Raw genomic sequence first — 25,904 nt, 5'->3', positions numbered from 1 at the left:
GTCGTAAAGCGTGATGCCAAGCGGGGTGGTACCGCGCGAGACTCCTTTTCAGCGTCACCAGTAACAACGCTGAAGGGGCTAGGCATGCGTCCCCGTGGTGAGTATTAATGATGTTCGACCACGGAAGTGACGTAGAAACGGTGTCTAATTCGAACGATGTAAATGCCTCTGCTGAGGCCACTCCGGCAGGTGGCGCGTATCCGCGCACTGCTGACTTTGGTAAGTACACCTCCAGCCCGAAGTTTCCGGAACTGGAGGAAAAGGTTCTGGAGTACTGGGGCAAGGACAGCACTTTCCAGGCCTCTATCGATCAGCGTGATGGTGCTGACGAATACGTCTTTTATGATGGCCCGCCGTTCGCCAACGGTCTACCGCACTACGGTCACCTGCTGACCGGTTACGTCAAGGACATCGTCCCTCGTTACAAGACCATGCGTGGCTACCAGGTTGGTCGCGTCTTCGGCTGGGACTGCCACGGTCTTCCAGCTGAGCTGGAGGCAGAGAAGCAGCTCGGTATTAAGGACAAGGGCCAGATCGAGGAAATGGGTCTGGCTAACTTCAACAAGTACTGCGCTGAGTCGGTGTTGCGGTACGCGGGCGAGTGGAAGGAATATGTCACTCGTCAAGCGCGTTGGGTTGATTTCGACGGCGGATACAAGACCATGGACATGAGTTACATGGAGTCCGTGATTTGGGCCTTCAAGGAGCTCTACAACAAGGGCCTGGTCTACCAGGGATTCCGCGTGCTGCCGTACTCCTGGGCAGAGCACACCCCGCTGTCCAACCAGGAGACCCGCCTGGATGATTCCTACAAGATGCGGCAGGACCCGACCCTGACCGTGACCTTCCCGTTCACCGGCGCCAAGGCGGGCTCGGCAGCGGAGAAGACGCTGGCGGACAACCCGGTGCTCGCTGACACTGCGGCTATCGCTTGGACCACCACGCCGTGGACGCTGCCGTCCAACCTTGGTCTGGCCGTGAACCCGAAGGTCACCTACGCCGTAGTTAAGGTCGGCGAGGATTCCTCCGTGCCGGAGTTTGCAGGTAAGACCTTCCTGCTGGCAGAAGCACTGATTGGTGCCTACGCCAAGGAATTGGGCAAGGAACACGAGGTCGTGGCTACCTTCGCTGGTGCTGACCTGGAAGGCCTGACCTATCAGCCGATCTTCGACTACTTCGCAGATCACCTGAACGCTTTCCAGATTATGGTGGCGGACTATGTCACCACCGAGGACGGTACTGGTGTGGTCCACCAGGCGCCGGCCTTCGGTGAAGACGATATGAACACCTGTAATGAATACGGCATTGATGTCATCATTCCGGTGGACATGGACGGTAAGTTCACTTCGCAGGTGCCGGAGTACCAGGGCAAGTTGGTCTTTGACGCCAATAAGGACATCATCCGTGACCTGAAGGCCGCTGGCCGCGTCGTCCAGCACCGCACCATCGAGCACTCCTACCCGCACTCCTGGCGTTCGGGCGAGCCGCTGATCTACATGGCACTGCCGAGCTGGTTTGTGTCCGTTACCAAGATCCGCGAGCGCATGGTGGAGCTCAACCACAACGAGATTGAGTGGATGCCGGAGCACGTCCGCGACGGTCAGTTCGGCAAGTGGCTCGAGGGTGCACGTGACTGGAACATCTCCCGTACCCGCTACTGGGGATCGCCTATTCCGGTGTGGGTTTCCGACAACGACGAGTACCCGCGTGTCGACGTCTACGGTTCCCTCGATGAGCTGGAGGCGGACTTCGGCGTTCGCCCGACCACACTGCACCGCCCGGAGATTGACGAGCTGGTGCGCCCGAACCCGGACGACCCGACCGGCAAGTCCATGATGCGCCGCGTCCCGGATGTCCTGGATGTCTGGTTCGACTCCGGTTCCATGCCGTTTGCGCAGTTCCACTACCCGTTCGAGAACAAGGAGTGGTTCGAGTCCCACGCACCGGCCGACTTCATTGTGGAATACATCGGCCAGTCCCGCGGCTGGTTCTACCTGCTTCACGTCCTGTCTGTTGCACTGTTTGACCGCCCGGCGTTCAAGAAGGTCGTCGCCCACGGCATCGTGCTGGGTGATGACGGCAACAAGATGAGTAAGTCCAAGCGCAACTACCCGGATGTAAACGAGGTCTTCGACCGCGACGGCTCCGACGCCATGCGCTGGTTCCTCATGTCCAGCCCGATTCTGCGCGGCGGCAACCTGATTGTCACCGAGCAGGGCATTCGCGAGGGTGTGCGCCAGGCACTGTTGCCGATGTGGAACGCATACTCGTTCCTGCAGCTCTACGCTTCCAAGCCGGCCGAATGGTCAGTGGACTCCGACAACATCCTGGACAAGTACATCCTGGCCAAGCTTGCAGCAACTGTCCGTGCTGTCACTGAGTGCCTGGACAACACCGACATTGCTGCTGCCACCGATGAGGTCCGTCAGTTCTGTGACGCACTGACCAACTGGTACGTGCGCCGCTCCCGCGACCGCTTCTGGGCCGGCGATGTCAAGCACCCAGAGGCGTTCAACACCCTGTACACGGTGCTGGAGGTTCTCACCCGCGTGGCTGCTCCGCTGCTACCGATGGCCACCGAGGTCATCTGGCGCTCGCTCACTGGCGGCCGCTCGGTGCACCTGGAGGATTGGCCGGACGTCGACAAGCTGCCGACCGATGACGAACTCGTTGAGTCCATGGACATTGTCCGCAATGTCTGCTCGGCAACATCGCGCATCCGCAAGGCCAACCAGCTGCGTAACCGCCTGCCGCTGAAGAAGCTAACCCTGGCATTCCCGGATGCCGAACGTCTGCGTGATTACACCGACATCGTTTCCTCCGAGGTCAACGTCGACAAGGTGGAATTCACCTCCGACGTGGACTCGGTGGGACGTTTCGAGGTCTCCGTCAACGCTCGCGTGGCCGGTCCGCGCCTGGGTAAGGATGTCCAGAAGGTCATCAAGGCTGTGAAGTCTGGCAACTACGAGGTTGTCGACGGCGCGGTTGTCGCCGATGGCATTCCGCTGCAGGAGGGCGAGTACACCCGCAACCTGGTCGCGATCTCGCCGGATTCCACCGCTGAGGTCGACGGTGTCAATGGTCTGGTTGTGCTCGACACCGAGCTCGACGAGGACCTGGAGTCCCGTGGCTGGGCCGCTGACCGTATCCGTGGTCTGCAGGATGCCCGCAAGAACGCTGGCCTCGAGGTCACCGACCGTATCTCGGTGAAGCTGCAGGTCCCGTCCGAGCGTGAGGAATGGGCCAACCGCCACGCTGACCTCATCGCCCGCGAGGTTCTCGCAACTGCTTTCGAGGTCGTCGCTGGCGGAGAGTCCCTGAGCTACGACGTGGCGGACGGCTGCTCGGCGGATATTGCCAAGCAGTAGGGGAGAGTAATCTCTATGCCGACTTCCGGGCGGTGGGTTCTGCACATCGACATGGACGCGTTCTTCGCGTCGGTCGAGCAGCTCACTCGCCCGACTCTGCGCGGGCGGCCAGTTCTCGTCGGCGGACTGGGCGGTCGAGGTGTGGTCGCCGGTGCCTCCTATGAGGCCCGCACGTACGGCGCGCACTCGGCTATGCCGATGGCTCGCGCACGTCGTCTCATGCCACCGACCGCAGTGACGGTCAGTGCGCGCAAGGGCATCTACGGGCCGGTGTCGCGCCGCGTGTTCTCTGTAATCCGCGAGCGCGTGCCCGTGGTCGAGCAGCTTAGCGTCGACGAGGCTTTCATGGAACCCGAAGAGCTTCAGGGAGCCTCGAAGGAGCAGGTCATTGCCTGGGCGGAGCAGCTGCGGGCAGATATCCGGCGGGAGACCGGCTTGGCCTCGTCGATAGGCGCGGGCGCGGGCAAGCAGTTCGCGAAAATTGCTTCCGGCCTGGCGAAACCCGATGGCGTGTACGTGCTGGACCCCGCACGCAATCACGAGCTTCTGCACCCATTGCCGGTAGAGAAGCTCTGGGGCATCGGCCCTGTCACCGCTGCAAAACTGCACACGCTGGGCGTGGAGACGATTGGTGATTTTGCCGCCATGTCCCAGCGCGATGTTGAGGTTTCGCTGACATCCAAAACCGGTGTGATGCTGTGGCAGCTGGCGCAGGGGACAGACGATCGGCCGGTTAAGGAGCGCGATGTCGCCAAGTCTGTATCGGCGGAGTACACCTACCCTGAGGATCTGGAGTCGCAGGCTCAGCTCCACGCCGCCGTCGATCGTGCAGGTGAGTCCGCTTTTCGACGGCTCAAAAAAGATGGCCGTGGTGCCCGCACCATCACTTGCAAGGTGCGTCTGTCCGACCTGAGCATCCATACCCGATCTGAGACGCTCGCCTACGCCACACAGGATTTCGACACTCTTATGGCTGTGGCGCACCGAATCGCGTTCACGCCCGCGGAGGTCGGCCCAGTGCGACTGGTGGGGGTCGGTTTCTCCGGGCTGGATTCGCACATACAAGAAGTCCTGTTTCCTGAGCTCGACCGCGCAATCACCGTCGAAGATCGAGTACCAGCACCTGCGCTTTCCGACGCTCCCGCCGGCCTGGTCGAGCTATCTGGAACCGGTGCGTTGCCGACCGTTCGGCTTTCCGACTCCAAGTGGGCACCCACCTCGGACGTACACCACAGCGAGTACGGACATGGTTGGGTGCAGGGTTCGGGGCACGGGATTGTGACCGTCCGCTTTGAAAGCCGCACCAGTGGCCCCGGGCGCATGATTACGTTGAAGGAAGACGACCCGGAGCTGCGTCCGTGCTCCGCGGTGTGCAGTTTGGACTGGCCGGAGTGGCTGGCATCCGACGAAGCAGCAGCTCTCGACTTGCCGCAACCTGAGCGGGAAAGCGAAGACGATCTCGGCCCCGACGCGGATGCTTGATATGGCTGACTGCCTCAGTGCCGTTCGCGGCTCTCTGTTTATGCGCTGTCCGTAAACTGGGGCACTATGACTACCGCATCCCGCATTGCAGAGCTCGAGGCAGCTCGCCGCGCCTCGTTGCGCAACACCGATCGAGATCCGAATCCGTCGACCACACTTCCCGACGACGGTCTGGATAACCGCCAGCGCATGCTGAACGGTCAGTGGTATATCGCCGATCATCCGGAATCACAGGCTCTGAACGTGCGAATTGGCCAGGTGGCCGCTGAATTTGAGGTCGCATTCCGCGAAGACCAGCAGGCAGCACAGCAAGTGCTAGCACCGGCACTGGGGTCTTTCGGAGAGAGCAGCACCGTTCGCCCGCCGATCTACCTGGACTACGGCGATAACATCCACATCGGCGACAACGTTTTCATCAACTTTGGGCTCACCGCACTTGACGTGGTGAAGGTGACAATCTGCGACTATGCGCAGCTCGGGCCCAACGTACAGCTGCTTCCACCAGTACACCCACTGGGAGCTGAGGCCCGCGCCGCTTATCTAGAGTCTGGAGATGAAATCATCATCGGACGCAATGCCTGGATCGGTGGCGGAGCCATCATCCTCGGCGGTGTTCACGTCGGCGACAATTCTGTGGTCGCCGCGGGTGCCGTGGTGACTAAGGACGTTCCCGCGGGCGTAGTTGTGGCTGGAAACCCGGCGAAAATCATCCGCATCATCGAGGCGTGAATTAGAACAGCGTCTGCGGATGCACATTCGCAGCCAGCGCGGCGGCGAGAATGATGCGCGCCTGCGGTGCATGCACGCAACCAGCGCTAATCACACCGTGCCGAGCCAGCGTCGCACCGCCACCGGCACCGCCGTAGGCGGCGTGGACATCACCGCGCGGAACGCGCGTTGCCATCACGACGGTCACATCAGCCGCAATGGCCCGGTCAATGGCAGCGGCAAACTCATCGGAGACATTGCCCGACCCCAGGCCCTCTACGACAATGCCGCGTGCACCGGCGGCGACTGCCGAATCTAGCAGTGATCCATCTGCACCCAAGTAGGCGGGGATAATCTCTACCTTCGAGCCCGCCAAAGCCGCCAGAGGCAGCGGATCTGGACGAACCGGCTCCTCCGGTGCATTAGTGGCAAAAGCCAAAGGATCGGTTGTGTGCCACTTCGTCGCACCTCGTACCGGCAAGACTGCGTGGCCAAAGACAATAAGAACGCCAATTCCCTGCGCAGAGGCATCGGAAGCAATGGTCACGGCCTCAAAGAGGTTCCCCGGTCCGTCGGTTTCCGGATGATCATAGGGAAGTTGTGCACCAGTAAAGACAACCGGACGCGAGTCAGCATGGAAAATATCGGCAGCCATGGCCGTTTCCTCCATCGTGTCCGTGCCATGAGTTACGACGACACCGTCCACGGAGTCGTCGTCAAGCACTTCGTGAATAGTGGCGAGAATACGGTCAACGTCGGTGAACGCGAGATTCGACGAGTCCAGCATCCCGAGCTCACGAACCTCCAGCTCTAACATGCCCTCTGGATAACGCTGCGCGACCGCTGCGACAAGCTCCGTGCCCGAGATGGTCGGGGTTAGCGCACCGCTGTGATCCGTGGTGCAGGCGATGGTGCCGCCGGTGGTGATGACAACGATTCGGCGAGGGGAGGCCGTGCTAGACGAGGTCGAGCTAGCCGGGGAATGATCCTGAGTCGACATGTCCACCATCTTACCCAGGCGATGTTTTGGCCTTGTGTAGGATTATGGAAGGCGTGAAGCCAGCGAATCTTCATGCAGATTTTATTGGAGTAGTGCACATATGAAAGTCCCCTGCAACCAGCGCGTTAGCGGAATGCGTTGGCGCACAGCGCGTGGTGTGACAGTAGCGGCGATGGTCTCGGTCAGCGCACTTGGGCTAGCTGCCTGCGGTGGTGGCAATACTGCAGCGCCGACGACTGAATCGAAGACATCCAGCTCGGCGGAACCCGTCATCATGCTGCCGACGCGCGCAGAGCTTAACGACGTCCTCGCACGCCTTATCAACCCCGATTTACCTATCGAGGAAAAGGCGCTGACCATTGAGGACGGCGATACTGCCGGCGATTTCTTCGACATTGTCACCAATAGTGCCAATGAGCAGGAAATCAGCTTTGATGTCATTGATCCGATCACGCCCGGCTTCACGACGAAGCAGGCCGTAGCCGGTGTCAATATCCTCCGCCCGGAGGAAGATCCGATGCTCGTGGATCAGGTGGACTTCATTTACAGGGATGGCCGTTGGATGCTGAGCAAGGAATGGGCCTGCAACCTGGCATCGACGCTTGATCCGGAGCACAAGCCTGGGTTCTGCCTCGCGCCGGGCGAAACCCCTCCGCCGCCACCTGAGCCGGAGGAAGAAGCCCCAGTTGAAGAGGCTCCGGTTGAGGAGGCCCCAGCACCGGTCGAGGAGCCAGCCCCGGCTCCGGTGCCCGAACCACCCGCTGAGGAAGTTCCGCCTCCTGCACCTGAACCGCCGGCTGAGGAGGTCCCGCCTCCTGCGCCGGCCCCGGCTCCGGCTCCGGCGGAGGACGCGCCTCCTCCGCCTCCACCGGCTTAGGTGCCGTTGGCCCAGACATCACAGCCTAGCCCGGTCGGGTGCACTGGGCAGACAAAAGAAAGTGTCTAGGTTTATGACAGTTCCGCCCATTTTTTGGGAAGAAAAGTGACATAAACCTAGACACTTTCTCGTCTTCTAACCTTGCGCTGGCCAGAGCTATTTCTTCTGGGCTACTTCTTCGACCCGCTGCCGTCCTTAAACTCCAGCCCGCGGTGCGTCTGCTGAGTGATGCGCACATCGGAGTTGCCGTCGCCGTAGGTCACGGAGGTCACAAAGTCGATGTTGCCCTTCATCGGAAGCGGCTTAGTCAGGTCGATGGTGACGCGGTCGGCAAGCATGTCAGTCGTGGCCTCGACAACCTTCAGTGCACCCTCGCCGCCAGTGTCCAACTCCGTGACGGTCGGCACCTGCTTGACATCGACCTTCAAATTAACAATGTCGCCCGCACGGCTGAGCAGGGTATAGGTCACCTTCTGCGTCATCGTGGTCTGGCCTTCGACCTCGCTTTCGACCGTCCAGGTTGCATCCTTTCCGATGTCCTCGGAGGGGAAGACGATAGGTACGGAATGCAGCTGTTGCAGCGCCATCTCCACACCAGCGCGAGCGGTGTCGGTCGCCTTCTCCGGCGCTCCCAGTTTGAGTTCCTTGACCTCACCAGTGGCCGTTGTTGACCAATCAGAGATAAAGCCCCGTGCGGTAGCGATATCCTCATTCAGCTCATCGTTGGAGCCGTGGGGTTTACCCACCTCTGACGTCACCACACGAGTATCGTTATCGCTGGTAACAGTGCTGGTCAGGGGGATTTCCAGGCGGGTGTCCGGGAACGTCTGGTCGCTATCGGCGTTTCCGCCACGCTGCGCGAAGCCCTGCGTCACCGCCACGGTCGACTCCTGCTCTGCACCGTCGTCCTTCCAGCGCACGCTCGCCAGCTCACCGCTACCAGCACTGGTCAATTCGACCTTGGGTTGTGCAACGTCCACGGGTTGCGTTTCCACCGAGCTTTCCGACGAGCACGCGGCCAATGACACCACAGTGGTAGCGGCAACAACAGCGGTGCCGACCCTCGCCAGCAGGCCACGCTTGGTGTGACCAGGCTGGTCGCTGCGGCTAGGTCGACGGAACCACGAGGAGGTGGTGCCTCCTGCACGTCGTAAAGCAGAGGAGGCCGGAACAAACTGAGATTGGAAACGTCGAGTCACACCGGTTAGCGTACCGGTTTCGTGGTGGATATGAACCACCCGGGCGGTGTCAGTTGGCTGAATATGGGTTTGTTAGGCCATTATGGGACAGTGACTAAGAAGGAAACGAGGACATATTTCCCGCGGCGGGGGATTCTCGCTGCGGTTATTGTGTCAGTTGCGATCATTGATCAGCTGACCAAGATTATCGCTTTGAAGACTCTCGATGGCCGTCCTGCGGTGCAGGTGATCGGCGATCTCTTCGAGTTGCGGCTCGTTTTTAACCCTGGTGCGGCCTTTTCCTTTGGCACGAACGCCACCTGGGTTTTTACCACGTTGCAGCTGGTTTACATCCTGGCTGTGATGTGCTTTTCCCATTGGCTGCGCAGTCCTATATCGGCGACTGCAGCGGGGCTTATTGCTGGTGGTGCGCTGGGCAACCTCATCGATAGGCTGTTTCGGGAACCCGGTTTCTACGTCGGCCACGTCGTCGATTTCCTGTCGGTGAAGGGTTTTGCCGTATTTAATATCGCGGACTCCGCGATTACAGTGGGCGTTATTATCCTCGTTATCTGGATGGTTTTTTCCAAGGAGCCGGATCTCTTCGCTGATCAGATTGCAGCGGAGAAGAAATCTTCCCAGACGGATCAGAAGCAGTCGGCGGAGGGAGGACAGCAGTGAACGACAATGCAGTAAATACCGGTGCAGCACTCGGGGGAGCGCACCAGCCCGACCGAGAAACCCGGCAGATGCCCGTTCCACCGGGCTTGGCCGGTATGCGGGTAGACGCCGGTGTGGCTAAGTTGCTGGGACTCTCGCGCACAGCGGTGGCTGATTTGGCAGCGGCTGGGGACATCACGGTCGATGGCGTGAGCGTTGGTAAGTCCGACCGATTGGAAGAAAACGCTTTCCTCTCTGTGTTGTTGCCGCCGGTGGAAAAGCCATTGGTTCCCAAAGAGGAACTCGTCGAGGGCATGGACGTGCTCTACCACGACTCCGATTTGGTGGCTGTTCACAAGCCTGTCGGTGTGGCCGCACATCCGTCGGTCGGTTGGGAAGGCCCAACGGTTATCGGCGGACTGGCGGCTGCTGGTTTCCGCATTTCTACCTCCGGTCCGCCCGAGCGAAAAGGCATCGTGCATCGCCTCGATGTTGGCACCTCTGGCGTGATGGTTGTCGCCTGCTCCGAACGGGGCTACTCCGTGCTCAAGCGGGCGTTCAAAAACCGTGAGGTGTCCAAGACCTATCACGCTCTGGTTCAGGGGCATCCGGATCCGCTGTCGGGGACAATTGATGCGCCGATTGGCCGTCATCCTTCGGCGGGTTGGCGCTTTGCCGTCCGCCAGGATGGCAAGCATGCTGTGACGCACTACGAAACGCTTGAGGCCTTCGCCCCAGCAACGCTGCTGAAGGTGAATCTAGAGACTGGGCGCACGCACCAGATTCGCGTGCACTTCTCTGCGCTGAATCACCCATGCTGCGGCGATCCCATGTACGGTTCCGATCCGGCATTGGCCAAGCGGCTGGGGCTCAACCGCCAGTGGCTTCACGCGGTCTCGCTTGGTTTCCACCATCCGGCAGATGGGCGCTGGATGGAAATCGAATGTCCATACCCAGATGATTTGAACCACGCATTGGAAGTTTTGAGGCAGAGCGCATGACGCAGACCCCATCGGGATCCAAGAACCCACCACGCCGTGAAACTCGTGCGAAAAGCACTGGTGACGGCAGTATTTCGCCAGTGATGGCACTGATCTCTGGTTTCTGTGTTGTCATATTGGTGATTGTTTTAGCAGTCGCTTCGACTTCCGATCGGGTAAGCAAGCCGCAAAATCTCAACGGCGATGCGCTCGGCCCGGACCCGTGGGAAGCAACCGAGCAGTACGTAGAGCGTGCCGACGAGTCCCTCGCGAATATGAAGAAAGAGGACTACCGGCTAAAGACCGGCCAGCCAGTCGTGGAGGACCCGAAGTTCTGGGCGATGGTGACTTTTGACCGGCTGCTCGATGCGCAAGAAGCGGCACAGGTCTATGAAAAAGAGCCCTCTCTGCGAGTGTCGACTGCAATCATCGGCGGTGTGAGCACCCGGTATTTGCCGCAGCCGAGTAAAACAGCGAGCGAAGAAAAGCTGCTGCAAGATCAGCTGGAGTTAGCAGCTGCTTACGCAGACGTCGCGATTGACGACGAACGGCTCGGCTTCAACGGGTTACTGGTCTATGGTGACGCTGAATCGTTGATGGATGTCAAGAAAATGCCCGATGTGAAAGCTGTCGAGGCGCTGCCATCAGATGCGGCGCGTGGCCGTTTTGGTATTCGCCCGGTGCTGAGTTCCGGCTTCACGGATAAAGATCCGCTCTTTGCGCCGGGGCTGAGCCAGAACTAAGCGGTCAGAACTAATAGAAGCCAGAACTGAGTGCCCAAATCCAAACGACTAGGATGAAGCGGCTAGAACTCTGCCGCCAGTACGCAGTCAGTTTCAACGAGAACGAAAAGGAGTCAGTCAACAGTGATTCAGGCATTCGGTGCGTACCTTTTGTGGGCGCTGTTTCCGCTCTATTTCCCCTTGCTGGAACCAGCAGGGGCCGTAGAGATTTTGGCGCACCGATTCGTCTGGACCCTTGTCTTTATGGTCATTGCCCTCAGCTTCATGCGCGCATGGCCAGAGCTGAAGGCCGCGAGTGCCAAGACCTGGGGCACTATTTTTATTGCCGCACTGTTGATCTCCGTCAACTGGGGTGTGTACGTCTACCTGGTCAACAATGGGCAGGTGGCGGAGGCTGCGCTCGGCTACTTCATCAACCCGCTGGTCAGCGTTTTGTTGGCGATGATTTTCTTCCGTGAAAGCATCTCGCGGTTGCAGCTCGGCAGTGTCATCCTGGCAACCATTGCGGTCATTGTTCTCACAATTGGTGTGGGACATCCGCCGTTGGGTGCGCTGGCGCTGGCGTTCAGTTTCGGTTTTTACGGACTAATGAAGAAGCGGGTATCGCTTTCCTCTGCAGCTTCGCTGACGGCCGAGTCCGCCGTAATCACACCGATTGCGCTGGCCTACATCCTCTGGTTGACCTACAACGGGCAGAGCACCTTTACCTCCGAAGGAACTGGTCACGTGCTGCTCATGATGAGCGCCGGTGTTGCTACCGCCATTCCGTTGCTTCTCTTCGGCGAAGGTGCCAAGCGCCTGCCGTTGGCCACATTGGGCCTGATGCAGTACCTGACTCCAGTTCTCCAAATCACCCTGGCAGTCACTGTGCTGGGCGAGCAGCTCGAACCGGAGCGCTGGATCGGATTCTTCATCATCTGGGGTGCCGTCGCGCTGTTCATCTGCGACCTCATCCTGAAGATGCGCCGGCAGCGTCGGGTACGCCGGGAACTCCACAAGGCCGGTGTTGAACCGGCCGCGGTTTCCGACGATGCCGCCGACCAGACGGATGGGGCGGTTACCCGGGACGTCGTAAAGCCGGCAGATAATTAGCAGAAAAGTTCGCGCAGGTGCTCGTTGAGGAAGATTCCCTGCGGGTCGACCTTTTCCCGTAGTGCCTGGACCTCGCCGAACAGCGGATAACGTTCCGCGAAATCCTCCGCGCGGAGCGTGTGCAATTTGCCCCAGTGCGGGCGACCTTCGTGGGCCTTGAAAATCGGCTCGATGAGGTTGAAGTACTCTCGATAATTTTCCTTCCAGTAGCGGTGGATGGCGATGTAGGCACTGTCGCGACCGTACGCAGTGGATAGGGCCACATCATCGGCTTTCGCGGAGCGCACCTCGATGGGGAAGGAGACTTTCATCCTCTTGCGGGCAATCGCGTCGCGGATTTCCCCGAGGACATCGGAAGCGGCCTCGAGCGGGACGGAGTACTCCATCTCGGAAAAACGCACTCGGCGCGGCGAGACAAAGACCTTGTGCGCCTCATTGGAGTAGCTGCGCTCTGGCACGGTGTTGGTGGCAATCCGGTTGATGGTATCGGTCGTAGCGGGAATGGCCTTAGCAATCTCGCAGCACGCCAAGAGTCCCATGTTGTTGACGACTTCGTCGTTAAGATACGTACGCGCGCTGCCCAGGCGCTGCTTCAGGCTATTGCGGCTCGGGCGGCGGTGGCGCTGCGGTTCAATGCGAGTATTGTGCTTGACCAGCGTCTCGCGCTGTCCCGGGAACCAGAAAAACTCCAGGTGGTCAGCTTCTTTGCAGCGCTCGGCGAAACTCTTGCGCAGGGAATCAAACTCTTCGCGGTGCTCGTCGGCGTGCAGATCAAACGCTGGCACGACGGACATCGTGACCTCCGTAAGCACGCCGAAGACACCCAGTCCCAGCCGTCCGAGGCGGTAGAGCTCGCCGTCGATTCCCTCAGCGTCCGGATGGCAGTGCCTGACGACGCCATCCGCGGTGACAATCTTGAATCCTTTCACGGTGCCTGCGAAGCCGGTGAATCCAAGCCCGGTGCCGTGTGTGCCAGTAGAGATAGCACCGGCCAGCGACTGCGGATCGACATCGCCCTGGTTGGGAAGTGCCCAACCGAGCGGGCGCAGAATACCTGGAGTGTCGCGCAGGCGAGTGCCGGCACGCAGCGTGGCGGTCTGGTTGGCGGCGTCGAGTTCGACCAGACCAGAGCAGCGGTCGAGTTGAATGCGGTGCCCATCGGTGGTGGCCACGGAAGTAAAAGAATGACCGGCCCCTAGCGGGCGCACCGTAGTTCCTTCGGTCTTCGCCGCTTTAATTACCGAGATAACGCCCTCATCATCGTGCGGCTGATGAGTGTAGGACGGGGTGCACGATTGCGTGTGCGCCCAATTGCTCCAATGAGAGTTGGCGACGGCTTTTGCCTGCGCACGCCGACGTACGCGTGGTACGCGGGACTCAACTGTAGAGACTGTGAAGCGGGCGTTGTTGCGTGAATTGCTCATGTGAAGATCAATCCCTTTCCTCGGTACGTGGGCCAGTGGGCGATGATGGCGCCATCTCGAACTGCAATGACTTCTTGTGTGTGCTCGGCTATTTCGCCGGCCTTGGCGTGGCGGAACCACACGGGATCTCCCAGCGAAATTGCGTCGGCGGTCTTGCCGAGCAGCGGAGTCTGCACCTCACCTGGTCCTTCCTCTGCCGCGTAGCGCAGGCCAGTGGGGTACCAGGGGGTTGGCAGCCGGTCAGCTCCCGCCGGTCCAGAGGCAATTCGACCACCGCCGGACACCGTGACCACGCCCTTCTTAGGGCGTCGCGTCGCCGGCAACACAAACCAGGACGCCGGGCGCAGATTGAATGCGCGATAGTTATCGAAGAGGGTTGGTGCCAGGAACCCCGACCCCGCCGCTGCCTCGGTGACTGCGGCCTCGGCGCACGTCGACTCCAGCGACCCCGTGCCACCACCGTTGACAAACTCCAGCGGCCCCGCCACTTTCTCGACTGCAGCGACAACCTTCGCGCGGCGCTTTGCCAATTCCTTCTTTGAGACGGCCTGCATCACTCGAATTGCGCGCGCACGCAGGGAGTTTCCGGCATCGCCCACTCCGGCAATGTGTCCCTCATACATCATGATTCCGGCCAGCTGCAGCTCCGGGTGGGCAATGATCTGCTTGGCAAACGCCGCTGCCTGCTTCGGCGAGAACAGGCTTGAGCGCAGCGTACCGATATGCACGCCGGGGAGGGGACGAAAGGATGCGTCGACGTCCATGCACACGCGGATTGGCGCATTTTCGCTTGCCGACGACGCCAGCGCCTCCAGATGCTCGGGACGGTCAACCATGACGCAGATGGCGGCACGCGCTGCATCATCGTCGGCAAGCTCTGAGATAGCGCGGGCGTCAAGAGTTGGGTAGGCGACGACGATGTCGTCGCTAATGCCTTCTCGGAATAGGTACAGCGCCTCTGCCAGTGAATATGCCAGCACGCCCTGGAAACCGGGGAAGGCCAGGACGTGCGAAATAAGCTGTGGAATGCGAATCGATTTCGAGGCCACGCGGATAGGCATCCCGTTTGCACGGCGGAGCATATCGCGGGCATTGGCTTCGACCGCCGCGAGGTCGACGACGACTGCAGGAAGGGAAGTGCAGTTAAGCAGCGTGTCGGTAGCTAGTGGCGGGCGGGCTGTCTGGGGCGTCTGCGGCGGCAGCGCTTCAGGCAGGTGAGACATCGATGTCGGAGCCGGGCGGGATGTGTCCGAGGACTCCGGGGCAGAAGCTCGAGAAAGTTTCATGCCCTAAAACGTAATCATTGAAAACCTGTACTGTCTTTGATTTTGAAAAGAAAGTCAGAATTTTCCAGGTCTGCGCCCTTTTAGACCAGCCAGCTGTAGCGGGCGGCATCCATGTTGGAGGTGATGACATCGCCATCGATGAGGTAGCCGGCGGCAACTGGGCGGCGGTCGATGGTTGCAAGAACCTCGTCAAGCTCGGGCTTGGGGAAGTAGGTGAAGTGGCCATCGGAAAGTGGTGCGAACACTGTATTGCTCCTTTGGTTCTTTGCTTGAGGGCAGTGTGTTTCTCTATGGCCGCGAGGAAATATGAGGACTTCCTCACGAACCGTGGTGTTGAGTATTGTCAACTGGTTTTGAAAAGTAAAGGAAAAGTAAGAGTGATGTTGCACACGTCTTTAGCTATAACTGTGCAGGCATAAGGGGCTGCTTCATTTTGGGTGTTCGAAGGAATCTTGTTCAGTCCGGGGGATTGTCTACAATCTGGACTCATGGCTAACTCCTCCTTCGTGCACCTCCACAATCACACCGAGTACTCCATGCTCGACGGTATGGCGAAGATTGATTTGCTTGCCGACGAGGTTGCGCGACAGGGAATGCCTGCGGTCGGTGTCACCGACCATGGCAATATGTTTGGCTCGAATGCGTTCTATCGGCAGATGAAGTCCAAGGGCATCAAGCCAATCATCGGCATTGAGGCATATATGGCGCCGGAGAGCCGTTTTAATAAAAAGCGCATTCAGTGGGGTGAACCGCATCAGCGTCGAGACGACGTCTCGGGTCGTGGCTCCTACTTGCACCAGACCATGTTGGCTGCGAATGCGCAGGGCCTGCGGAACCTGTTCTACCTGTCGTCGATGGCGTCGTATGAGGGACAAATTAGTAAGTACCCGCGTATGGATGCCGAGTTGGTGGCAGAACGCGCCGAGGGCATTATCGCGACCACTGGTTGCCCGTCGGGTGATGTGCAGACGCGTCTGCGCCTGGGGCAGTTCGACGAGGCTCTGCAGGCCGCCGGGATGTGGCAGGACATCTACGGCAAGGAAAACTACTTCCTTGAGCTGATGGATCACGGGCTGGATATTGAGACCCGTGTGCGCAGTGAGCTACTGGAGATTGGCCGGAAGCTGAACCTGCCGCCGCTGGTTACGAATGACTGCCACTATGTCACCCGTGACCAGGCCAAGGCTCACGAGGCCATGCTCTGTGTGCAGACGGGTAAGACGCTCAATGACCCGGACCGTTTTAAGTTCGACGGTGACGGCTACTTTATTAAGTCCGCCGAAGAAATGCGCGCGACCTGGGATCACCTAGTCCCGGGTGCCTGCGATAACACGCTGCTCATCGCAGAGCGCGTCGAGGACTACGACGAGCTGTGGGAGGAGCACCCGCACGATCGCATGCCGAAGGCGGACGTTCCGGAAGGGGAAACGCCGACGACATGGCTGCATCACAACGTGATGGAGGGGCTGCGCAAGCGCTTTGAGGGGCGCGAAGTACCGGAGGAGTACATCCGGCGCGCGGAGTATGAGATTGAGGTCATTGACGGTAAGGGATACCCGTCGTACTTCCTCATCGTGGCGGAGCTGATTCGTCATGCCCGCGAGGTGGGCATCAAGGTCGGTCCGGGGCGTGGTTCCGCTGCCGGTTCCCTGGTCGCGTATGCGACGTGGATTACGAATATTGACCCGATTGAACACGGTTTGCTCTTCGAGCGATTCCTGAACCCAGAACGTCCGTCCGCGCCGGATATCGATATCGACTTCGATGACCGCCGCCGCGATGAAATGATTCGCTACGCTGCCGATCGCTGGGGCGAAGATAAGGTGGCGCAGGTGGTCACCTTCGGTACGGTGAAGACCAAGCAGGCTCTGAAGGACTCGGCGCGTGTGCAGTTCGGTCAGCCGGGTTACCAGATTGCAGACCGCATTACTAAGGCGCTGCCACCTGCGATTATGGCTAAGGACATTCCGCTGAGCGGCATCGTCGACCCGGAGCATCCACGCTACGGCGAGGCAGCCGAGGTCCGACAGCTTATTGAAACCGACCCGGATGTGGCTCGAATTTACGAGACAGCTCGTGGTCTCGAAGGCGTCGTTAGGCAGACCGGCGTGCACGCGTGTGCCGTGGTGATGGCGTCGGTGCCGCTCTTGGATCACATCCCGATGTGGAAGCGACAGGCTGACGGCGCGATCATCACTGGCTGGGACTACCCGGCATGTGAAGCCATTGGTCTGTTGAAGATGGACTTCCTGGGTCTTCGAAACCTGACGGTTATCGGTGACTGCATTGAGCACATCAAGTCCAACCGGGACGAGACAATTATGCTCGATGATCTTCAGACCGATGATCCGAAGGTCTATGAGCTGCTGTCGCGCGGTGACACCCTCGGTGTGTTCCAGCTCGATGGTGGCGGCATGCGTGAGCTGCTTAAACGAATGCAGCCAACGGGCTTCGACGACATCGTGGCATCGCTGGCGCTATACCGTCCGGGTCCGATGGGCGTGAACGCGCACTTTGACTACGCAGATATTAAGAATGGCCGCAAGCCCTACAACGCCATCCACCCGGAGCTGGATGAGCAGCTGAAGGACATCCTGGAAGAAACGCACGGCCTGATCGTGTACCAGGAGCAGATCATGAAGATCTCGCAGAAGCTGGCGAACTACACGGCGGGTCAAGCAGATGGTTTCCGTAAGGCCATGGGTAAGAAGAAGCCCGAGGTGTTGGCCAAGGAGTTCGTGAACTTCGAAGGCGGCATGTTGGAAAATGGTTTCTCCAAGGATGCTGTCCAGAAGCTGTGGGACATTATTCTGCCCTTCGCCTCGTACGCGTTTAACAAGTCCCACGCGGCGGGCTATGGCCTAGTGTCCTACTGGACCGCGTATCTGAAGGCCAACTACACCGCTGAGTACATGGCGGCGCTGTTGACCTCGGTGGCGGATGATAAGAACAAGCTGGCTATTTATCTGTCGGACTGTCGCCACCTTGGCATTAAGGTGCTGCCGCCGGATGTCAATGAGTCGGGTATGGATTTCGAGCCGGTCGGTGAAGATATTCGCTTCGGCCTCGGCGCTATCCGTAACGTTGGCCATGATGTGGTCGCGTCGATTGTGAAGACGCGCGAGGAGAAGGGCAAGTTCACGTCCTTCTCGGACTACCTGGACAAGATTGAAACGCTGCCATGTAACAAGCGCATCACCGAGTCGCTGATTAAGGCTGGCGCTTTCGACTCGCTTGGGCACCCACGAAAGGGCCTTGCGCTCATTCACGAAGAAGCCATTGACTCGGTGCTGTCGACCAAGAAGGCTGCAGACAAGGGACAGTTCGACCTGTTTGCGGGCTTCGGTGGGGAAGAGGACACCGGTTCGGAGAGCATCTTTGAAATCCGTGTGCCGGATGAAAATTGGGATCGCAAGCACGAGCTGACCCTGGAACGAGAAATGCTGGGCCTCTATGTCTCCGGTCATCCACTCGATGGGTTCGAAGAATCGCTGGCCGCGCAGACCGATACCGCTTTGACCACGGTCGTCGGTGGGGAGGTCGCTAACAACACCGAAATCACTATTGGTGGCATTGTCTCCAGCGTTGACCGTCGCGTGAATAAGAACGGTCAGCCCTGGGCGATTATCGGTATTGAGGACCACAACGGCGCGCGCGTGGAGGTTATGGCTTTTGCGAGAACCTACGCGATGATTGCCACCAGCATTGCTGAAGATGCCATCGTGCTTATTCGTGCTCGCGTTCAGTACCGCGATGACCGCATGAGTGTGGTCTGTGATGACCTGAAGCTGCCGGATCTTGGCCGCAATGGCTCCACTTCGGCGCCGCTGCGTCTGACCATGCGCACTGATCAGTGCACACCGGAGATGATTGCCAAGCTGAAGTCAGTCCTGTTGGATAACCCCGGCGACTCCGACGTTTATCTCAAGCTTGTCGACGGCGATTCCCACACCACTTTGGTTCTCGGCGAGCACTTGCGGGTCGACCGGGACGCCAGCTTGATTGGTGATTTGAAGGCGACGATTGGGGCCAGTATTTTGGGGTAGCTTATCGTGGCCCTGATTGTCGCAACCGATTGTATGACCGAGTAGAGTCATAGCTCATGAGTGAGAATTCTGTGCCTGCTTCCCAGCCCGAACGCCGACTTGTCCACGCGGCCGATATTCAGATTGCGCAGGCACGAATTTCTTCGGTTATTGCGGCCACTCCGCTGCAGTTCAGCCCACGTCTTTCCGAAATTACCGGCGCTAAGGTATTCCTCAAGCGGGAAGACCTCCAGGACGTGCGCTCGTACAAGATTCGCGGTGCCTACAACGCCATGGTCCAAGTCACCGACGAAGAGCGGGCAGCAGGCGTCGTTGCGGCATCTGCAGGAAACCACGCTCAAGGCGTGGCCTACGCATGCCGTCAGCTGGGTATTAAGGGGCGCATCTATGTGCCCAATGCCACGCCGAAGCAGAAGCGCGACCGTATCGCATACCACGGCCGCGATGCCGTTGAGATTGTCGTTGTCGGAGACTCCTTCGATGAGGCCGCCGCTGCTGCTCGTGCCGACGCACAGCGCACTGGTGCAACCATGGTGGAGCCATTCGACTCCTTCAACACCATCGTCGGACAAGGCACTGTCGCAGCTGAAATCATTGCGCAGCTCTCCGGTCAGGGGTTGACTCTGGATACCATCTGCGTACCGGTCGGCGGCGGTGGCCTGCTCAGCGGTGTCACCTCGTACCTGTCGGATATGTCGCCGAACACCCAGGTCATGGGCGTGGAACCTGCGGGCGCAGCCTGTATGCGAGCAGCCCTGGAGAACAACGGCCCGATCACGCTGGGGCACACCGACCCGTTCGTCGATGGCGCCGCGGTGGCCCGCTTTGGTGATCTGCCATGGCACATCCTGGAGGCCAACCGCAATCGTGTCCATCCGATGATTGCGCCAGAGGGCGCGGTCTGTGAGGCGCAGCTGGATCTCTACCAGAACGAAGGGATTATCGCTGAGCCGGCCGGTGCGCTGTCTGTGGCAGCTCTGGAGCAGATGCAGTTCGAGCCAGACGAGGTTGTTGTCTGCATCATCTCGGGTGGCAACAACGACGTGCTGCGCTATGCCGAGATCATGGAGCGCTCGCTGGTCTACCGCGGCCTCAAGCACTACTTCCTGGTGAACTTCCCGCAGAAGCCCGGCCAGCTGCGTATGTTCCTCAGCGAGGTTCTCGGCCCGGATGACGACATCTCGCAGTTCGAGTACCTCAAGCGGAACAACCGCGAAACTGGCGCGGCGCTCGTCGGTATTGAGCTGCGTCATGCTTCTGACCTCGAGGAATTGCTGGCACGCATGGATGCCTCGCCGCTGAAGTGCCGCCGACTAGTGCCCGGCACACCAGAGTATGACTTTTTGACCTAGACTTGCTGGGTCCAGCTGGGAAACTTCCGAGGGAGTCCTCCCAGGTCCATTAATTAAATGAATCTTTTCGAGCAAGCTTTGTAGCGAAAGGGAGCGTCCACCCATAATGACTGGGGCAAGCAGTGTCGACCAGGGTGTCCGAGTGGAAAATACCGTGATTGTCGAAATGTGGCTGGCTGCCGCAGAGCAGGATCTGGCCACCCGGATTCCAGGGCTGCTGGAATCTGCCACACAGGCCAAAGTTGAGCCATTGTTTGTCTGGTCAGGGCTGTCGATGGACGAGGTTGAGCGTATCGACCGCTTCTTGGGAACGCTCCTGGCCCATCATCTGGCTGGTGGTACCGCTGCCGATATTGATGCTGCGAAGAGCGTCGTTGACAATCACCCGCTGGTCACCCTCGCCTCGCTGGTAGGGCGCGCCGCGCGTGTTGCGTCGGCAAGCGAAATGTGGCTGGACTGGCCGGCGGCTCTGCAGCTGAATCCAGACGCCGATGCCACCGGCGCGCTCATCTCGCACCTCGCCGCCGCAGTGCCGACAATGCTAGCCAATGCCGGTTTGCCTAACGACGTCGACAGCAACCAGGCCGACTCGGATGAGCTGCAGCAAGCGGCACAGGTGCTTTTGCTGCACGCGGGAGTTCAGCTGTCAGTGATGCCATTGATTATCGAGCGCTGTGAGGAGCTTGCGGGCGTATCGGAGCTGACCAATCCTTCGGCCAATGACCTGGTACAGGCGTTGTCGAAGGTACATCCGCTGCTCGAGGGGCTGCTGACCGAAATCGCGGAGGCGGAAGATGGTGCCTACCCGCTGGCGCTGCGTCAGTTGGCCAGGACGGCACCCCGCCAGGCACACAAGTTGTTTAAGGCAACCCTCGGTTACGCCATTGCCACCGCCGCTGATCCGGCCAACTGGGAAGCTCGGGAAGAGCTGGGCCAGCTCGACGCGGGGCTGCCGCCCATACTGGTGGCCGCTGCGCGTGAAGAGCTGCGTATGCGTCCGGCGGGTACTGCGAACCGTCGTGAAGCCGTGGGCGTGGTGGCAACGACCGGCCGCCCACAGCTGTACTTCGATGAGCTGACACAGACCGTTGGCGTACAGCTACCGACGCCGCTGGACCCGGCGGGGCGGACCTGGCGCGTCACCTTCGGCGGCACGGTAGCAACGACGCCGGTGGTGGGCCTGCAGGATTCGCTGCCACGTCCAGTGGTGACCATTGATGAGCCGGTGCGCGATGTGCTGGTGGAAATCGGCGATGAGAAGCACTGGCGAGTCCCGGCGATTAGCACTGAGGACCCGATTCTCATTTTCGGTGCCGACGGTCAGTCGGTCACAGACAAGGTCTCGCTGCACTCGACTTCCGCCACGGTGGTCTACCCGGTTGATGCCACACTCGTTGACCCCGTCACCGGTGCTGAGGTGCCATTGCTATCGGACCCACGCCCATTCAACTGGGAGCTGTGGCAAGTCGCTGAGATCGATCTTCGCGATGTTCATGCAGTTCAGGTTCGTCGGTCCGGGGCGGCTGGCGAGGTTCGGTCGGCGTCACCGCAGCGTCAACCGCGAATGACCATGCCCCACGCGCGACTCGACGGCACGGTGTCTGCCTACGGCACCCCGGTTTACGCTGGCGGTCCGGTTGCCGTGTTTCCGCCGACGCTGTCCGGGAAGGATGAGTCCTGGCGTGCCATCGTCACCGATTTTGGCGGTTACGGTGCGTTTACCACGGATTCCGTCATGGTCTATGACCTCGAGGTACCCGCCGCGGGTGGCGAGGTTGAGATCCTTACCGATGATGATTACCCGTGGGTCGGCGAGTTCGTGGTTCGCCTGGTCAATCCGCGTGGCCGCAGCTTCCAGAAGCACTTCGCCATTGCGGAGCAGGCTGACCTCACTATCACTTACAGCGGTGGTGGTGACGGCTTCCGCATCCCGACCATCGATGGTCTGAGCCCCGCTGACATTCGCGTTGTCTCCGGTGACAAGCCGCTCGACGCCGAGCCCGCTATCGTGCGCCTCGGGGCGGACGAAGTCACAGGTACCGTCGAGCTTTCCACCGACGAGGGCGCATGGCTGCAGTTGCAGGTCACGCCAGGCACTCTGCAGTTTGAGGTTCCGCTTGCCGACGAATCCGTCGCCCGCCGCACCACTACCTTGGTCACCCGCCCGAAGCGTGTCGATGCCTTCGGCAAGATTGTCGTCAATGCCCCGGGCGAGCTGCGCCATGCGCATGTTGCAGTTTCCAGCGGTGAGCGCGACATCTGTCGCGTCCCCATCAAGCGTTTCGGCGATACTGGCTACGCGGAGTTCGGCAAGTTTGCCGACCGTATCTCTCTGCTGAAGGCCTTGCGTATCAGCTTGGACTGGACTCGTGTGACGGGACGTAAGCGCCTGTCTGTACCGCTGGTGGAGGCTTCCTCCCGCGATGCCATCCGTCAGATTGCCTTCAACGATGAAGCCACTGACATCATCGAGGTTGATGTCGCTGACGATGTTTCGCATTTGCCGATGACCCTGTGGCTCTGGGCCGCCGGTCAGCCGTGGCGCGAACCCGTCGCCCTGGAAGTCGTGGAGGGTGAATGCGAGCTTCCCGACGAGCTCCGCGGCCTTGGCCCATTCGTCGCGCAGGTGACTCTCGGCGTAGAAAAGGAACGCCATCCGCAGTGGCCGGCGGCCGGGTCGACCATTTTGCATCATGTTGATGATGCCGAGGCTGTCGATCTCGACAGCGAGGACACCAATCCCGTTGCTCGCGCGCAGGAACTGTGGGGCGAGCTAAATCAGGATCAGCTCGCACGTTTGTGGACGCTACTGGCGACCTTGCGCGCCGGTCGTGCAACCGACATGGCGCAGGCGAATCCGCTGCTGGCCGCGCCTAGGTTGGGTGCGATCTTGTGTGCTGAACCACGCGCTGGTCTGGCAGCGTTGAACCGCTCAGTCATCGCGTTGGACGATCAGCCGGGTATGTTTATCGCCTCCGGACTCGTTCTGGGAGACTTCAGCGCTACTAAGCCAGTGCCGGGGCGTCGCCGTGTGCCGTGGCTCGGTGCCTTGGCAGCATTGGCGGATCTCACTGATGAGAGCGTGGACCGTTCTCGTCAGCTGGATTACCTACGTACGACTGGTGGCCAGGGACTGCTGGACATTGCCGCCAGCGGCCAGGACACCACTCTGGAGTCCGCCACTATCGACCAGAGCTCGGTGCAGATTACCTCGCTGCCGGAAGCGCAGGCCAGCGCTATTTTGTCGCAGGTCTTTGATTCCTACCGCATGGTCCCGGGTCCGCTGACCGACGATGACGCTCGCTTCACCGCAATTTACGAAGTGGTACGCAATCGCGCTGAGATTGTGGAATCCGGTGTGATGACCCAGCTTGCCGCTGCCTCTCGGGTGTTGTTTAAGACGGTGTCGAAGGCGTCTCCACGACTGCGCAAGGCGGTCAATGTGCGCTTCCACAAGCTCGATGGCATCGATGCGGATGATCCTTCGCTGCACTGGACTCTGGTGCCGGGAACGTCACTGCTTATTGCAGTGGCTGCCCGCGTATTGGCCCGCACTCAGGCTGAGAATTCTGATGCCAGTGTCGCCGCTGTCCGTGAGCTGATTCCGATGTGGGCTCAGCTGGCGGACCTGGTTCCGACGTTGGTGATGAGCGATATTCTCATCGCAGACGCGTTGGTGGCTCACGCCCTCCACGGTGATGTCACCGAGCTGCCGTGGCCAGCATCCGAGTCGGGTGCGGCGGATGAGGAAGAGTCCGACACCGAGGCTGAAAATCCGGCTGACTAGCTGAGCGAGACGACAGCGTAGCCCCACGCTGGAAGCGAGATTTCGGGACCAGCAGCTTCGTCATTGATGATGCTGGCTGCTGCGTCCTCAAAAGTGTGTAGCAGGTGGGCGGAACCGAACTCGGAATCCAGGCTGACGCTGGTTTCGGCGTCGGAGAAATTCGCAACCAAAGCGACAGTTTCAAAGGCATCCGAGTTTCGGGCACCCATTTCGCGCTCATCCTGGCTGCGCACAACGACGAGGCAACGATTGTCCTCGTCATACTCAGTCACTACAGATGCCGACCACGGAGTGCGAAGCGACGGGTGTGACTTCCGCAGCGCGAAGAGATCGCGGTAGGCCGCCAGAATAGTGGCGTGCGAGCCCTCCGAGACCTCCTGCCAATTGAGCTTCGAGCGGTTAAAGGTCTCTGGATCGGATGGGTCGGATACCTCCTTCGGATCCCACCCGGCACGGGCAAACTCACGTAGGCGTCCCTCGCGCGTGAGCCGCTGCAGCTCCGGATCTTCATGGGAACAGAAGAAAGCAAACGGGGTAGAGGCGCCCCATTCCTCACCTTGGAAGAGCATCGGGGTGAAAGGACTGCAGGCGATAACTGCTGCCTTTAAAACCTGCTGCGCCGGGGTGAGGTTCATCGACGGACGGTCACCGACAGCGCGGTTTCCCGTTTGATCATGTGTGGTCGTGTACGTTACGAAAGCATGCATGGGCTGTACAGACAGGTCGAAGAGACGACCATGAGTGCGACCACGGAACGTCGACATTGTGCCCGTATGCCAGAAGCCAGTTTCCAAAGCACTAGCTAGCGCTTCCACCGACCCAAAGTCTGAGTAGTAGGCGTGGTCCTCGCCAGATACTAGCGTGTGCAGTGCATGGTGGACGTCATCATCCCACTGAGCGTTGAGGCCAAAGCCGCCGGCAGCGCGCGGGCGGACCAAACGCGGATCATTCTGGTCGGACTCTGCAATCAAAGAACGCGGAATACCAGTCTCGGCTGCGACAGTGTCTGCGACAACCTGCATCTGCTCCAGAATGTGGAATGCCCCCTCGTCATGCAGGGCATGGACTGCGTCCAGACGAAGACCGTCGACGTGGTAATCCACCAGCCATTGGCGCACTGCATCCAAAATATACGCACGCACCTCATCAGAGTTGTCGCCAGTGAGGTTGACAACCTCACCCCAACCCGTCGAGCCACCAGCGGTGTAGGGGCCGAAAAATCCCACATAGTTGCCGTCTGGACCAAAGTGGTTAAAGACCACATCCAAGATGACAGCCAAACCCTTTCGGTGGCACGTATCAATCAGCTTCCGTAGACCCCGCGGGCCACCGTAGCCCTCGTGCACGCTGTGCCAGGACACACCGTCATAGCCCCAATTACGGTCACCACCGAAAGGCTGCACTGGCATCAGCTCAATATGTGTTACCCCCAGCTCAATCAGATGGTCTAGATGTTCCACCAAACCTTCGAAATCACCAGAATCGCTGAAGGTGCCCACATGCAGCTCATAAATCAGACCTCCTGGCAGAATCCGGCCCGACCAGGCCGAGTCCTTCCACTTATAGGCACCCAGGTCAACGACCTCGGAGAAACCATGCGGACCATCCGGCTGCGACTGGGAACGCGGATCTGGCAGCGGTATTGTCCAGTCACCGACAGCGGGGGAGGAGTGGTCCCCCGATTCGTCGTCAGGCGCGCCGTATCCCGCATGTGCCCGCAGCGAAAATGCGTAGCGATCCCCCGGTGTGCGAGCCACATCAGCTTCAAACCAACCAGAGTTGGCGCCGTAGTCATCGGTCGCGTCAGCGATGGGATGCATATCCAAAATCGCTGGCGCGTCAGGATTGCCCAACAGCAGACGGACTTCGGAAGCGTACGGGGCCCAGACTCGGTAGTTGCTCATGGGCACCATGGTAGGTC

At 59.9% G+C, this 25,904-nt stretch carries 17 protein-coding genes; 11 read left to right on the top strand and 6 right to left on the bottom strand.

What is annotated here, in order from left to right:
* Nucleotides 1-107 precede the first annotated feature (107 nt).
* From ileS to QP982_RS06680, 3 genes are all read left to right on the top strand, one after another.
* Nucleotides 108-3,368: an isoleucine--tRNA ligase gene (gene ileS / locus QP982_RS06690; RefSeq protein WP_284870338.1), complete on the top strand. Its 3,261-nt coding sequence runs from the start codon at nt 108-110 to the stop codon at nt 3,366-3,368.
* 15 nt (nt 3,369-3,383) lie between these two features.
* Nucleotides 3,384-4,850 carry a DNA polymerase IV gene (locus QP982_RS06685; RefSeq protein ID WP_284870337.1) on the top strand — a complete coding sequence of 489 codons (1,467 nt, stop codon included), beginning with the start codon at nt 3,384-3,386 and terminating at the stop codon, nt 4,848-4,850.
* 66 nt (nt 4,851-4,916) lie between these two features.
* On the top strand, nt 4,917-5,579 hold the full coding sequence (locus tag QP982_RS06680) for a sugar O-acetyltransferase (protein ID WP_016422989.1): 663 nt from the start codon (nt 4,917-4,919) through the stop codon (nt 5,577-5,579).
* A gap of 1 nt (nt 5,580) precedes the next feature.
* On the opposite strand, the gene QP982_RS06675 is transcribed toward QP982_RS06680, so the two are convergent.
* Complete coding sequence (locus tag QP982_RS06675; RefSeq protein ID WP_502870638.1) at nt 5,581-6,558, bottom strand: asparaginase; 978 nt, start codon at nt 6,556-6,558, stop codon at nt 5,581-5,583.
* A 100-nt stretch (nt 6,559-6,658) separates the two neighbouring features.
* On the opposite strand from QP982_RS06675, the gene QP982_RS06670 reads away from it, so the two are divergent.
* The gene (locus QP982_RS06670) at nt 6,659-7,435 is read left to right on the top strand and encodes a WKL family lipoprotein (RefSeq protein WP_070600860.1); all 777 of its coding nucleotides are present in this window, start codon (nt 6,659-6,661) and stop codon (nt 7,433-7,435) included.
* A gap of 170 nt (nt 7,436-7,605) precedes the next feature.
* Here QP982_RS06670 and QP982_RS06665 read toward each other — a convergent pair whose 3' ends face one another.
* Nucleotides 7,606-8,634 carry a hypothetical protein gene (locus QP982_RS06665; protein ID WP_241482437.1) on the bottom strand — a complete coding sequence of 343 codons (1,029 nt, stop codon included), beginning with the start codon at nt 8,632-8,634 and terminating at the stop codon, nt 7,606-7,608.
* Between the two features lie 90 nt (nt 8,635-8,724).
* Here QP982_RS06665 and lspA point away from each other — a divergent pair, with 90 nt between their 5' ends.
* The 4 genes from lspA (at nt 8,725) to rarD (ending at nt 12,088) form a co-directional block, all read left to right on the top strand.
* Nucleotides 8,725-9,294 (top strand): signal peptidase II, encoded by a 570-nt coding sequence (lspA, locus tag QP982_RS06660; RefSeq protein ID WP_016422985.1) that lies wholly within the window; start codon nt 8,725-8,727, stop codon nt 9,292-9,294.
* 68 nt (nt 9,295-9,362) lie between these two features.
* Nucleotides 9,363-10,274, top strand: coding sequence for an RluA family pseudouridine synthase (locus QP982_RS06655; RefSeq protein WP_042389388.1), 912 nt, complete (start codon nt 9,363-9,365; stop codon nt 10,272-10,274).
* Nucleotides 10,271-10,996, top strand: coding sequence for a hypothetical protein (locus tag QP982_RS06650; RefSeq protein WP_048734791.1), 726 nt, complete (start codon nt 10,271-10,273; stop codon nt 10,994-10,996). The genes QP982_RS06655 and QP982_RS06650 overlap by 4 nt, the downstream gene beginning before the upstream one ends.
* A 123-nt stretch (nt 10,997-11,119) precedes the next feature.
* Complete coding sequence (gene rarD, locus QP982_RS06645; protein WP_049190448.1) at nt 11,120-12,088, top strand: EamA family transporter RarD; 969 nt, start codon at nt 11,120-11,122, stop codon at nt 12,086-12,088.
* On the opposite strand, the gene QP982_RS06640 is transcribed toward rarD, so the two are convergent.
* The 3 genes from QP982_RS06640 to QP982_RS06630 all read right to left on the bottom strand — a co-directional run bounded on the left by QP982_RS06640 (nt 12,085) and on the right by QP982_RS06630 (nt 15,043).
* Nucleotides 12,085-13,512 (bottom strand): D-arabinono-1,4-lactone oxidase, encoded by a 1,428-nt coding sequence (locus tag QP982_RS06640; RefSeq protein ID WP_048734784.1) that lies wholly within the window; start codon nt 13,510-13,512, stop codon nt 12,085-12,087. The two genes, rarD and QP982_RS06640, sit on opposite strands and share 4 nt — an antisense overlap.
* Entirely contained in the window at nt 13,509-14,798 is a 1,290-nt protein-coding gene (locus QP982_RS06635; RefSeq protein WP_049190443.1) for an alanine racemase, read from the bottom strand. The genes QP982_RS06640 and QP982_RS06635 overlap by 4 nt, the downstream gene beginning before the upstream one ends.
* A gap of 80 nt (nt 14,799-14,878) precedes the next feature.
* Nucleotides 14,879-15,043, bottom strand: a complete 165-nt coding sequence (locus QP982_RS06630; protein ID WP_016422979.1) for a hypothetical protein — start codon at nt 15,041-15,043, stop codon at nt 14,879-14,881.
* A gap of 243 nt (nt 15,044-15,286) precedes the next feature.
* On the opposite strand from QP982_RS06630, the gene dnaE reads away from it, so the two are divergent.
* The 3 genes from dnaE (at nt 15,287) to QP982_RS06615 (ending at nt 23,983) form a co-directional block, all read left to right on the top strand.
* Entirely contained in the window at nt 15,287-18,844 is a 3,558-nt protein-coding gene (gene dnaE, locus QP982_RS06625) for a DNA polymerase III subunit alpha (protein WP_070856471.1), read from the top strand.
* A 56-nt stretch (nt 18,845-18,900) separates the two neighbouring features.
* Nucleotides 18,901-20,196, top strand: a complete 1,296-nt coding sequence (gene ilvA / locus QP982_RS06620; RefSeq protein ID WP_284870335.1) for a threonine ammonia-lyase IlvA — start codon at nt 18,901-18,903, stop codon at nt 20,194-20,196.
* A 106-nt stretch (nt 20,197-20,302) separates the two neighbouring features.
* Nucleotides 20,303-23,983, top strand: coding sequence for a hypothetical protein (locus QP982_RS06615; protein ID WP_284870334.1), 3,681 nt, complete (start codon nt 20,303-20,305; stop codon nt 23,981-23,983).
* Here QP982_RS06615 and treZ read toward each other — a convergent pair.
* Entirely contained in the window at nt 23,980-25,896 is a 1,917-nt protein-coding gene (gene treZ / locus QP982_RS06610; RefSeq protein WP_284870333.1) for a malto-oligosyltrehalose trehalohydrolase, read from the bottom strand. The genes QP982_RS06615 and treZ overlap by 4 nt on opposite strands.
* Between the last annotated feature and the right edge of the window lie 8 nt (nt 25,897-25,904).

Source organism: Corynebacterium sp. MSK019 (assembly GCF_030232425.1).
GTDB classification, from domain to species: domain Bacteria; phylum Actinomycetota; class Actinomycetes; order Mycobacteriales; family Mycobacteriaceae; genus Corynebacterium; species Corynebacterium jeikeium_D.
Note: the sequence above shows the minus strand (reverse complement) of the source record. Positions and strands in the feature narration are given on the sequence as shown.